The sequence below is a fragment of the Nitrogeniibacter aestuarii genome, from assembly GCF_017309585.1.
Lineage (GTDB): Bacteria > Pseudomonadota > Gammaproteobacteria > Burkholderiales > Rhodocyclaceae > Nitrogeniibacter > Nitrogeniibacter aestuarii.
On the sequence record NZ_CP071321.1, the window covers coordinates 3,133,963 to 3,146,422 of the forward strand.

The 12,460-nt window shown below is 62.9% G+C and carries 10 protein-coding genes; 6 read left to right on the plus strand and 4 right to left on the minus strand.

All coding sequences use genetic code 11. The features are described 5' to 3' along the window. Positions 1–123: 123 nt before the first annotated feature. The 6 genes from J0W34_RS14630 (at position 124) to J0W34_RS14655 (ending at position 7,595) form a co-directional block, all read left to right on the plus strand. Positions 124–1,362, plus strand: coding sequence for a glycosyltransferase (locus tag J0W34_RS14630; protein ID WP_227817212.1), 1,239 nt, complete (start codon positions 124–126; stop codon positions 1,360–1,362). After that, a complete protein-coding gene (locus J0W34_RS14635) occupies positions 1,359–2,054 on the plus strand; it encodes a GNAT family N-acetyltransferase (RefSeq protein WP_227817213.1) in 696 nt (231 codons plus the stop codon). The genes J0W34_RS14630 and J0W34_RS14635 overlap by 4 nt, the downstream gene beginning before the upstream one ends. Before the next feature lie 84 nt (positions 2,055–2,138). Then, a complete protein-coding gene (locus tag J0W34_RS14640) occupies positions 2,139–3,728 on the plus strand; it encodes an acyl-CoA ligase (AMP-forming), exosortase A system-associated (RefSeq protein ID WP_230969274.1) in 1,590 nt (529 codons plus the stop codon). Positions 3,729–3,736: 8 nt separating this feature from the next. Next, on the plus strand, positions 3,737–4,981 hold the full coding sequence (locus J0W34_RS14645) for a pyridoxal-dependent decarboxylase, exosortase A system-associated (RefSeq protein ID WP_230969275.1): 1,245 nt from the start codon (positions 3,737–3,739) through the stop codon (positions 4,979–4,981). A 35-nt stretch (positions 4,982–5,016) separates the two neighbouring features. After that, a complete protein-coding gene (locus tag J0W34_RS14650) occupies positions 5,017–6,819 on the plus strand; it encodes an asparagine synthetase B family protein (protein ID WP_230969276.1) in 1,803 nt (600 codons plus the stop codon). 32 nt (positions 6,820–6,851) lie between these two features. After that, complete coding sequence (locus tag J0W34_RS14655) at positions 6,852–7,595, plus strand: tetratricopeptide repeat protein (protein ID WP_230969277.1); 744 nt, start codon at positions 6,852–6,854, stop codon at positions 7,593–7,595. Here the strand turns inward: J0W34_RS14655 and J0W34_RS14660 are convergent. The 4 genes from J0W34_RS14660 to J0W34_RS14675 form a co-directional block, all read right to left on the minus strand. After that, positions 7,558–8,382: a sulfotransferase family protein gene (locus J0W34_RS14660; protein WP_230969278.1), complete on the minus strand. Its 825-nt coding sequence runs from the start codon at positions 8,380–8,382 to the stop codon at positions 7,558–7,560. The two genes, J0W34_RS14655 and J0W34_RS14660, sit on opposite strands and share 38 nt — an antisense overlap. 94 nt (positions 8,383–8,476) lie before the next feature. Further along, positions 8,477–9,949, minus strand: a complete 1,473-nt coding sequence (locus J0W34_RS14665; RefSeq protein ID WP_230969279.1) for a lipopolysaccharide biosynthesis protein — start codon at positions 9,947–9,949, stop codon at positions 8,477–8,479. 57 nt (positions 9,950–10,006) lie between these two features. Continuing rightward, positions 10,007–11,482 (minus strand): sulfotransferase, encoded by a 1,476-nt coding sequence (locus J0W34_RS14670; protein WP_230969280.1) that lies wholly within the window; start codon positions 11,480–11,482, stop codon positions 10,007–10,009. A 55-nt stretch (positions 11,483–11,537) separates the two neighbouring features. Continuing rightward, positions 11,538–12,410, minus strand: a complete 873-nt coding sequence (locus tag J0W34_RS14675; RefSeq protein ID WP_230969281.1) for a glycosyltransferase family A protein — start codon at positions 12,408–12,410, stop codon at positions 11,538–11,540. Between the last annotated feature and the right edge of the window lie 50 nt (positions 12,411–12,460).

Below are 12,460 nucleotides of genomic sequence, written 5' to 3' on the forward strand. Positions count from 1 at the left end.
ATTCTATCGTGGGCGCCCAAACCGGTTGATATTATATGCGCCCGTCAGGCACGCAAGTGTGACCGAGTACAGACCTGACGCCAACCTCAGAACTCCGCCGTTCATGGGCCAATGACAGAATCATTGAAAAAATCCGTACTGATGATCGCCTACCACTTTCCGCCCATTCAGGGCAGCAGTGGCGTTCAGCGCACCCTGCGTTTTGCGCGCTACCTGCCTGAATTCGGGTGGCGACCGATCATACTCTCGGCCCATCCGCGCGCCTATGCGAGCACCACCAACGACCAGCTCGACGACATTTCGCCCGAGGCCGTCGTCATTCGCGCCCCCGCCTGGGACACCTCGCGACATCTTTCCATCGGCGGACGCTATCCCGGATTCCTGGCACGGCCGGATCGCTGGCTCAGCTGGTGGCTGGGCGCGGTCCCCTCTGGCCTCGCTGCAATCCGCAAGCATCGCCCGTCCGCCCTATGGTCGACCTACCCCATTGCGACCGCTCACATGATCGGTGCGACGCTCCAGTCCAGAAGCGGCCTCCCCTGGGTCGCCGATTTCCGTGACCCAATGGCGCAGGATGGCTACCCGACCGACCCGGCAACCTGGGAAAGTTTCTCCCGGATAGAACAACGCGTTGCCCGTCAGATGAACTTTGGCACGCTCACAACGCCCTCGGCCCTGGCCCTGTATCAGCAGCGCTTCCCGTCGGCGGCCGAGCGCTTCAAACTGATCGAAAACGGCTACGACGAAGAGACCTTTGCGGGTGCGCAAGGTGGTGAAGCACTCAATCCGGGTCTTGTCACCCTCGTCCACAGCGGCATCGTCTATCCAAGCGAGCGGGATCCGAGCGCCCTGATCGCCGCCTTGGCCCAGCTGCGCGACACTCACCCGGAGGCATACGCGCGCCTGCGAGTCCGGTTCCGCGCGCCCGTCCATGACACGTTACTCGATGAACTGGCCCGTGATGCCGGTGTGCGTGAAGCCATTGAGCTGTGTCCGCCGATTCCGTACCGCGAAGCACTCGCCGAAATGCTGCGCGCCGAGGGTTTGCTGATTCTCCAGGCTGCCAACTGCAATGCCCAGATCCCGGCCAAGCTCTACGAATACTTCCGCGCCGGGCGACCGATCATCGCCCTGACAGATCCTGCCGGCGATACGGCGGCAAGCTGCCGAAACGCCGGTGTCACGGCCATCGCCCCGCTGGACAGCGCGGCCAGCATCGCCGGGCTGCTTCAATCATTCCTGACCGATCCGGAATCCGGTACCCGACCGACGTCCCAGGCGGTCGAGCAAGCCTCCCGACGGGGGCGAACCCAGCAACTCGCGGCCCTGCTTGACCAAGCCGCACAGGGCCGCACGACATGAGCCTCGGTGGTGTGCGCAAGACTCTCAGCCAACTCGGACTGGGTAACGGGCTCGCTTACCTGTCGGGGCGGCTGCTCGCATCCGCCACAGGGGGACGCTGCAAGATCGTGCGCTACCGTTTTGTTGCGCAGCCCATCCCGGCAGACGTCACCCCCCTGCCTGAGGGTGCCACCGTCATCAAGTCCGTTGATGCAACCCACCCACTGGTGCCGACCTTCCCCCGCCCGGCCCACGTCATCGAGCGCCGGTTCCGGCAAGGCGACACCTGCTTTCTGGCCACCAGCAAAGGCGCATTTGCCGGATTCCTCTGGCTGGCGCACGGCGCCTATGACGAAGACGAGGTCCGGTGCCGCTATGAACTGACCGACACCACCCGGACGGTCTGGGACTACGACGTTTATATCGAGCCGAAATACCGTCTCGGCAGAATGTTCTCCCGACTGTGGCAGGCCGCCAACCATGCGCTGGCGAGTGAAGGGGTTCGATGGAGCATTTCGCGGATCTCGACCTTCAATCCGGATTCCATCGCGGCGCACTCGCGCCTGGGTGCGCAAACACTGAGCCATGCCACGTTTGTGGTCCTGGGGCCTGCTCAGTTGGCCCTCGTCTCGCAAGCGCCTTACCTGCATGTCTCGCTGAGAGCAGCGTCAGCGCCCACCGTGCGCCTCAAGCCCCCCGCGGGCAATGTGTAGGACAAGGGACTATGTCGCATTTGCGGCAGAACGAATCAGTTAGACTCTGCGGGCCAGATGGGCCGTGATCCACACCGAGACGATATGAACGCAACAACCCTGCTCCACGAACTCATATTTGCTTCCGCGCAATCCACGCCGGATGCGGGCGCCCTGACCGCGGGACAAGTCACGCTCAGCTACGCCGAACTCGGTCATCGTGTCCGGCAATTCGGCCAGGGCCTGGCTGCGCTCGGTCTTGATCGTTCCGAGCGCGTCGCCGTTTTCCTGGACAAGCGAATCGAAACCGTCGAGGCCATTTTCGGCGCCACCTGCGCCGGTGGCGTGTTCGTGCCGATCAACCCCATTCTCAAGCCCGAGCAGATTGCCTATATCCTGCGCGACTGCAATGTCCGGGTCCTGGTCACGTCAAAAAGCCGATTGACCCTGCTTGAGTCGGTGCTGCACGAATGTCACGACTTGCGCCACGTGGTGCTGATCGACGCGCTCGACGAAACGCCCACGGTCGAAGGCTGCACCGTCCTCACCCGCGAGGCTATGCTCGCCGCCCAGGCACCCACGCATCGGGTCATCGACGCCGACATGGCGGGCATTCTCTACACCTCCGGCAGCACCGGGCGCCCCAAGGGCGTGGTGCTGTCCCACCGCAACATGGTCGCCGGCGCGAAGAGCGTCGCCCAATACCTCGGCAATCATCGCGAAGACACCTTGCTGGCAGCACTTCCGCTGTCCTTCGATGCCGGCTTCTCGCAGCTGACCACGGCCTTTCATTCGGGCGCGCGCGTGGTGTTGCTCAACTACCTGATGCCGCGCGACGTCATCAAGGCCATGGAGCGCGAAGGCGTCACCGGGCTGACCGCCGTACCGCCGCTGTGGATTCAGCTGGCCCAGCTCGAGTGGCCCGAATCGGTGGCCCAGCGCCTGCGCTATATCGCCAACACCGGCGGACGCATGCCGCTCGAGACCCTTAACCGGCTCCGCTCGCACCTGCCTACGACGAAGCCCTTCCTGATGTACGGGCTCACCGAGGCGTTCCGGGCCACCTTCCTGCCGCCCGAACAGGCAGAGCAGCGCCCTGACTCCATCGGCAAGGCCATTCCCAACGCTGACGTGCTCGTCTTGCGCGAGGATGGTTCCGAATGCGCGCCGAACGAACCGGGCGAACTGGTTCAGCGTGGCGCCCTGGTCGCCATGGGCTACTGGAACGACCCGGAAAAGACCGCCGAGCGCTTCAAGCCCCTGCCCAATACAGCCCCCGGGCGCCAGCAGGGTTTGGTGCTCCCCGAGATCGCGGTATTCTCGGGCGACACCGTGCGACGCGACGAGGAAGGCTACCTGTACTTCATTGGCCGCCGTGACGAGATGATCAAGACATCGGGCTATCGGGTCAGCCCCACCGAAGTCGAAGAGATTCTGTACAGCACGCAGCTTGTGGGCGAGTGCGCCGCATTCGGCGTCGCCCACGAGAGTCTCGGTCAGGCCATTCACGTGATCGCGACCGGCCCCCAGGGCGGCGCCCTCGACGTGGATGCCGTGCTCGCTGCATGCCGCGCCAAAATGCCAGCGTACATGGTGCCTGGCACCATCCAGGCTCATGAGGGTGCCCTGCCCCGCAACCCCAACGGCAAGATAGATCGCAAGACCTTGTCGAATTCGATTCAGAACAAGGACTGAGAATACCGATGAGTGCCGAACGCACGCCCCCCGTTCACGCCCCCATGGACCAGTTTAAGGTCACCGATGGCCAGTTGGTGATTGGCGGCCAGCCCCTGTCACGCCTTGCGGCGCGCGTTGGCCAGACGCCGTTTTACGCATACGACCGTCAGCTGCTCACCGATCGCGTGGCCGCACTGCGCAGCGCCTTGCCGGCCGGCATCAAGCTGCATTTCGCCATGAAGGCCAACCCCATGCCTGCCCTGGTGCAGCACATGGCGGGTCTGGTCGACGGCATTGACGTCGCCTCAGCGGGTGAGTTGCTGGTCGCGCTGGACGCAGGCGCCAACCCTGAAGAAATCAGCTTCGCCGGTCCGGGCAAGCGCGACATCGAGCTTCGCCAGGCCGTCGCCTCGGGCATTCTGGTGAACGTCGAATCCTTCCGCGAACTGGCGCCGCTGGCCAAGGCCTCGCAAGAGCTCGGTCTTCCGGCGCGGATCGCCGTGCGCGTCAATCCCGACTTCGAACTCAAGGCGTCCGGCATGAAGATGAGCGGCGGCCCGAAACAGTTCGGTGTCGACGCCGAGCAGGTCCCCGAACTGCTCAAGCAGATCGGCCAGCACCCGGAACTGAGCTTCGAGGGCTTTCACCTCTTTGCCGGCTCGCAGAACCTCAAGCCCGAGGCGATCATCGAGGCTCAGCAAAAGAGTTTCGAGCTGGCGTGCGAGCTGGCCAGATCCGCGCCGGCGCCGGTGCGCTTCCTCAACCTGGGCGGCGGCTTCGGCATCCCCTATTTCCCGGGTGAGACGCGTCTCGACCTCGCCCCGATCGGCGACAACCTCGCCCGCATCCAGAACGAAGCAAAAACACGACTGCCCGAAGCCAGCATCGTGATCGAGCTGGGACGCTACCTGGTCGGCGAAGCCGGCATCTACGTCTCGGAAGTCATCGATATCAAGGTTTCCCGCGAACACACCTTCATCGTCACCAATGGCGGCCTGCATCACCATCTGGCAGCCTCCGGCAACTTCGGTCAGGTGATCCGCAAGAACTATCCAGTGGCCATCGGCAATCGCATGGATGAAGCGCCCGTCGCACCGGCAAGTGTCGTCGGACCGCTGTGCACACCGCTCGACATTCTGGGTGACAAGATGCGCCTGCCGGCCGTCCGTGAGGGCGATCTTGTCGTCGTTTTCCAGTCGGGGGCATACGGCCCCAGTGCCAGCCCCCAGCGTTTTCTCGGGCATCCGGAAACGCTCGAAGTGCTCGTATAACGCAAGCACGCTTTGACCCTATCCCTGCTCGAAAGATGACGCCTAACCACCAAAACAGCCACATTGCGGGGCAGACCGCCCACGTTTCATCGCGATCCGACGGCCGCGAGACGCCGGCCCGCCAGATTCGCCTGGCGTCAGGCGTCATTTCGCACTCGGACCAGTTCGCCGAAGCGCAGCGCGGCGATTGGCTCTGTCTCAGTACCGGCGCTCCCGTGTTTCCGGGAGACACACCTGCAGATCGCGCCGACGCCTCGCAGCGCTGGCTTGAGCTGTTCGAACAGTACGGCCCCTCTTGCGCCGCGCGGGTCAAAGGCCGCTTCGGTGTCGTCTTTTTCCATTGCAGCCGAGATGAGGTCGTGCTCGTCACCGATCGCTTCGCCACCTATCCCTGGGTCTGGCAATGTCAGGACGGCGGTTTCTCCTTTTCGGATCGTACCGAGCAGCTCCCGGGCACACCAGACATCGACCTCGATGCGATCTACAGCTATCTGTTCTTTCATGTCATTCCCTCGCCCCTGACCATCTTCAAAGGCGTCGAGCGACTCGAACCCGCCTGCGCCCTGCATTTCACCTCAGGCACGGTCGAGTGCAGCCGCTACTGGAGGCCGCGCTTCGACGAACAGCCCGTGCGCGACCGCAAGGCGGAAAAACAGCGCTTTCTGGACATCATCGAAAATGCCGTGGCGCGCGATGCCGTTGGCGCGCAAACCGGTACCTTTCTGTCAGGCGGCACCGACAGTTCGACCGTCACCGGCATGCTGTGCCGCATCCAGGGCCGCCCGGCCCGCGCGTTCTCGATCGGTTTCGACGCCGACGGTTACGACGAGATGGAATATGCCCGCATCGCGGCCACGCACTTCGGCGCGGACCACAAGGCCTATTACGTCACGCCCGACGATCTCGTCACCGCCATCCCGCTGGTCGCAACCCATTATGACCAGCCCTTCGGCAATTCGTCGGCCGTGCCGGCCTGGATCTGTGCGGCACGTGCGCGGGAAGACGGCATCGAACGTCTGCTTGCCGGCGACGGTGGCGATGAGCTGTTCGGCGGCAACACCCGCTACGCCAAACAGAAGGTTTTCGGCGCGTATGACGTGATTCCTTCGGCACTCCGCCAACGACTGATCGAACCCATGTGCCGCGCCCTGCCCCTTGATCGCATTCCGGTCGTCAAGAAAGGCGCAAGCTACGTCGAACAGGCATCCGTGCCCATGCCGGACCGGTTGCAGATGTACAACATGCTGATCCGGCTGGGACACGACAATGTGTTCGAGCGCGCCTTTCTCGATCGCGCCGACATGCAGCGCCCTTACGAACTGCAGCGCGACGTCTGGCAGCAGTCGGAGGGTGCATCGCTCGTCAATAGAATGCTTGCCTTCGACTGGAAGTTCACCCTCGCGGACAACGATTTGCCCAAGGTCGTGGGCACAACCGGCCTCGCCGGGCTGGATGTGGCCTTCCCGCTGATCGACGATGATCTGATGGATCTATCGCTTCATTTACCCACCGACGAGAAGCTTCACGGCCTCAAGCTGCGGTGGTTCTTCAAGGAAGCACTGACCGGTTTCCTGCCGGACGCGATCCTGACGAAGAAGAAGCACGGCTTCGGGCTGCCGTTCGGGGTGTGGGCAACCTCCCACGCGGGCCTCAAGAGCCTGGCCGACGACGCCCTCGGCTCATTTGGCGCGCGTGGTGTGGTCCGCAGCGACTTCATCCGTGACCTGATCGAACGCTGGTTGCCGGCATACCCCGGCTACTATGGCGAGATGGTATGGATCATCATGATGCTCGAGCACTGGTTGCGCGCCAACCGGCCCGACTGGAAAGCGCAGTAAACTTCCCCGTGCGCAGCAAGGCAGGACAAGACATGACGCAGCAGACAACTCGACGACTCACGACAGCCTCCGCCCTCATCGGATTGGCCGCCACCCTGGCATTGGGTGCAGCCCCCGCCGTGGCCCAAGTGGGCGCCTGCGGCTCGCTCGACAATGCGTACGGGCCTTACGACTATCGCCTCGAAGCCTACGGCAAGATTCAGGTGGTGGAGCGTTTTCACTTCACCCCCGACATCGAAGCCTTGCAGCGCCCCAAGAACGGCACGGTCGGCGGCAACCTGGATTACACCCTCAGGGCCTCACCCAATCACCCGCGCGCGCTCATGACCCTGGTCCGCGCCGCGATGCGCGAGAAGACCAGTCGCGTTTCGAACATGCCATTGCCCGTCGCATGCTATTTCGAGCGGGCACACCGCTTCACACCCGATGACCCGATGGTCTCGACCATCGAAGCCACCTACCTGCAGAAGATCGGGCAGTCCGCCGCCGCGCGCGAGGCACTTGTCAAAGCACGCGAACAGGCGCCGAACAACCCCAACATTTTCTACAACCTGGGTCTGGTGAGCTTCAAACTCGGCGACTACGACGACGCACTCGAATTCGCCCACAAGGCCTACAGCAAGGGTTTCCCACTGCCGGGTCTGCGCAACATGCTCAAACGTGCCGGCAAATGGACCGAGCCGCCCCCCGAGCCCGAGGCGACTGCGACCGAGGCCGAGCCCACAGAAGCGGCGGTGACTACCCCTGACGCGCCCGAGCCGCCTCAAGCCGACTGAACAGGTCGTCACACAGTTGCCGGGCGCACGCTGAAATATCGGACGGCGCCCTGGCCTTGCCGATCGAGGATGCGAACACCCGTTTGTGAGCCCATGGGGTGAAACGCACACCGGCGAAATCGAAAATGCGGCGAAACTGCTCGGCCGGTTCGCTGACGAGCGTTTCGTAGTTCACCAGCAGAACGTCTTCCTGATCCGCCAGCCCCAGCTCGAAGAACAGCTGGTTGCGGGCATACCAGAACAAGGCAATGGCACTGTTTGGACCATCCATGGGGTCGTGGCACGCCTGCAGCTGGGCGTGAATGGCGTCGGTAAGACCACGAACACGCCAGTCACCGTGATTCTGGCGATTCACCATGGACTGCACGGAGGCCGGCAGACTCGCAAACGACTTGCGGCCCGAATTGACCATGTCGCTGTAGTGCCGGTAAATCCAGACGATACGCGCAGGCGCCAGCAAGGCTTTGAGCTCATGGAGCCGATCGAGCTCGCAGAGCGTCTTGATCACGAACACCGGTGCTCTGGAGGCTGCCTTGAGCGCTCTGATCGTCTCATGGTCACGCATCAGGTAATCGTCGAAGGCGCGCGGGTCCGTCTCGTGAAAGACATCGGCGTCCGCACTGCGCTCCAGCACATCCATCAGCATGTTGGTGCCGGAACGTTGAACGCCTGCGACCAACACGCTCGGGCGCGATGCCGACGGACGCAGTCGCCACGCCAGATCCTTTCTCGCCAGCCAAGCCGCATCTTCGATTCGGTGGGTCAGTCTTTGAATGAGTTTGCTCATGTGATTACCAGGTTCAAACCATGAACTCGGGGGCTCGGACCTGCGCCCAAGTGTCCTTCGACAGCAGCCCTGCCGCCTTTGCGAACCCGAAGATTCATGACGTCTTCTTGCGCGCGCGCCGTAGCGAGCGCAGTTTGGAAAGGAGGTACGATTCGGCGCCCTGTGGCCGACCCGAGATCCACCACAGCGCCACCACACTCAGCACGTAGGCAAGCGCCCCGATCACGACCTTGGCAACGAGGCTCACGTACGGATTCGCTGGCAAGAGGGCCGCCACGTAATCGACGGCAAGCACGAGACACACCGCACCTGCGATGGGTCTAAACAGCACGCCCAGCAGCGAACTCCACCGCATCAGGGGGAGCGTTCGCACCAGCACGAACAACAGCCCGGCCAGCGTCACCAGCACGGTCGCCAGACGAATCTGGGCAATCTCCAACGCACCGGCGGTGGGCATGATCAGTACGGCAACCGAAACGAAGGCCACCAACTGACACCAGGCGACCACCGCATTGAGGCGAACGTAGCCCAGTGACATGAGGACATAGCTGGGCGTACTTGTGATCGACGGGACCAGGTACGCCAGCGTCAGAATTTCGATGAATGCGGTCGCCGACAGCCACTTTTCCCCCAGCAGCACCAGCACCGCCTCGTGGGCCACCGCGCCCAGGCCGACACAGGCAGGAATGGCCACCAGTGCCTGCACCCCCAGGGCGAGCAGCACCAGCCGATTGAGCTCTTCGGGGTCTTCCTTCGCGCGGACAAAGGCAGGGAACAGCACCCGGTTGAGCGGGCTGATGATTTCGGTCCCCGGCATCTGGGCCACATCGTTGGCAAGCGAATAGGCCCCCATCTGGGCCGTGCTGCCACGCCCCCCCACCAACAGGCGGTGGACGTTGTTGTTCAGATAATTCCCGATGTTTCTCACCAGCATCCACTGCGCGAAACCGAAGATGGAGCCGAATTCGGCAAGGCTGAACCGGGGTCGCATCGGATGCATGCGATAGCTGACGAGCACGCCCACCATGCGCCCCCCGATCGCGCCGGCAACCATGGCCCAGTAACTTTCCCAGAGAATCGCGAGCGTGACCGTGATGAGAAAACCACTGAGCCGCTTGGTGAACATGAAGCGGAAGTCGAGCCCGAAACGCATTTCCTTCTGGAAATTGACCACGCCAATGTTTTCGCACCCGGCAACGATCAAGCCGAGGCTCATCACCTGCAACACCGGCACGACGCGGGCATCGCCGAAATACTCACCGGCCGTCGGCGCAAGCAGGAGGATGGCCACTGACGCCAGCGAAAACTGAGCCAGGCGGATCGTCCACGCGGTGTCATAGTGCCGCTGCGTCGCGTTGGCATTCTGGATCAGGGCAGATGCGACGCCCATGTCGGTCAGCACATCGAGCAACCCCACCACCAGCGATGCCTGAGCCACCACACCAAAATCGTCGGGTACCAGCAGACGCGCCAGGATGAGCGTGCTGACCAGACCGATGAGCCGATGCGTCCAGCGCATGGCAATCACGAGCGCGGCCCCCTTGGCCACGGACACGGGTGCACTCATTTCAATCCGGCTTCCGTCTCAGGCCGGCGCGGCACAACACCGTCGACATCGATCGCTTCATAGACGGTAGCCGGGGTCGTACCAGCGCGTATCGTTGTGCGCGCACTGGCGCTCGAAGGCCGCCGTTTTCTCTGCATCCCAATCGTCGGCGGACATCAGCCGATGGCGGCTCTCGGCCACATTCTCGACCTTGACCACCTCACGCCCGAGCCGATCAACCCCCAGAAAGTCGAAAATGGTCTCGGTCTGGGCGCTCAGTTCCTCGAGCCGGACGAACAGTCGCCGGGATTCGGGCAGGTTTCTGAGCGATGCTTCGATCTGGCTGTTCCAGCGGTTCCAGTACCAGCAGTTGCGCTCGAAAGCGGTCATGCTTCGCCATGCGGCAGGATCAAGCTCGCCGGTCTTGTCAGCACGCACGCGATACTGGCTGAAAATGCCCCGGTACAGCGGCTCCGCGGCCAGATCATCCACGTCTTCGGGGAACATCTCGGCATCCGAGAACCATCCACGCGAACAGGTCGAGTTCACCGTGTCACGCGCGTTTCGCAACAGCCAGATGAATTTGGCCTGGGGAAACAGCTCGGCCAGCAGCGGCACCATGTTCGAGAACTTCTGGTCCGACTCCCCGTAGCAGCCGGGCGGCATGACGGAAGCCTCGACATACAGCTGGTGCAGTTCGGCCTTCACCTCATCGGCGCTCTTCTGGCCATGGGCAAACTCGGTGGACAGGCGCACAAGCTGCAACTTGGGCTCATGTCGGCAATCGACATCGGGATGCCGTGACAGCGCCCGCGCGATTGTCGTGCTACCGCTGCGGCCGGTGCCAAGCACGAAAAAGAGTTGCGCCCCTTTCTCGGCGGCGTTCTGATGGAAGCCCCGGACCGCGGAGACGGGCAAGGGCATACCGGACGAGCCGCCAAAGGCGGACAGCTCACGCAGCCGGTCGTAGTGCGGCATGTCGCGCGACTCGATCTGTTCAAAAGCACCGGCACCGATGACGGCGCCGGCCGGAATGTCGCCATGCACGACGGCCCCCATCCCGAGAATGGCGCCGTCCCCCACCGTGGTGCCCGGCGCGATGCTCACGTTCATGCCGATCCAGACGTTCTTGCCGATGACCACGGGCCGGTCGCGATACTGGTGATCGTAAGGCAGGGCCATGCCTACATATTCGTGATTGGCGGTGTAGATGGTGACATTGCGGCTGATGTGGGTGTTGTCGCCAATCGTGAGGCCGCCTCGCGTCATCAGATAGGCATTGTCCCCGATGTGCACGTTGTTACCCAGAACGAGACCTCGGGGGTCAGTGATGCACACTCGACCTCCGAAACACACCCCCGCGCCGAGATTGGGCAAACCCGCGATGAGTCGCTCGTTCGTGCTGCGCACATGCCGTTCGGAAAGGTAATCGAGAATCTCGGGCTTTTCATTGACCAGCTGCTCGAGCGCACGCACCACCAGCGATTTGATCGCGGTATCGCAGCCTGAACGGCGCAATGCCGTCTTGAGGAATTGTTTCAGCTTGGAACTCATGGATTTGACGGGTTCGTGCTCCGACCATCGGCGATGGCGATGCCTCTCGCGCGGCTCAGAAAAGCAGATGACGGGTGAATGGGGCGTAGCGCCATCCGTGGGGGTGCAGCAGACTCTTGAGATGGTGACGCCATGCCTGTTCCTTGCGGCCGGAGCGCAGATAATGCGAGGCAAGATAATGATGCGAATCCACCAGGCGACGCCGCAGAATCCGCGCCACGTCCTCACGGGGTCGAAGGGCAAGCATGCGTTCGACCAGAACAACACTTGTCGCCTTGTAACTGTCGGACTTGCTCTGCGATGTGGCAGAGTCGTGGATTCTGAAGCTGGGCCGGCGGTCGATCAACACCGGAATGCCCCGGTGACTGACGACGAAGGCAACCCAGGTCCAGTGAATGTGACGCGGCAGGTCTTCGAAGATATCGGCATCGACCAGGCGGGTCCGGTAGAGGCCGCCACATGAGGCGAGCCAGTTGCTGTCCATGAGCCCCAAGAGTGGATCGCTGTCCAGCAAGGGCGGCATATCGAGCGCGGGCTCGTCACCATCGCCCCGGTTTCGATGCCCGTTGGTCGCCACAACACCGATCGCCGGATTCGAGTCCATCCCCTCCAGGCGCATGTCCAACGCCCCCGGCAGGTATTCGTCGTCGTCGTCGAGGAAGGCAAAGAATTCCGTTTCGACCCGTTGGCGCCCGGCGCTGATACCGGCAATCGTGGCCCCGGTCTCCACCTGAGCGACCGTGATGTCAGGCTGAGCGTCCAGCCACGCGACCACGTCGGGATCGAAACGGTTGCCGTTGACCGCGGCAATGATCCGCACCGGCCGGGTGCTGGAGGCTCGAATCGATTGCACCGCACGCGCAAGGGATGCCTTGCGGCACGCATCGGCAAGTGTCGGGATGATCACACTGACTTGCTCAACTGCCATGTCGTTCTTTCAGTTTCCTTCGGCCTGATCGATGGATGCCACCTGCATCG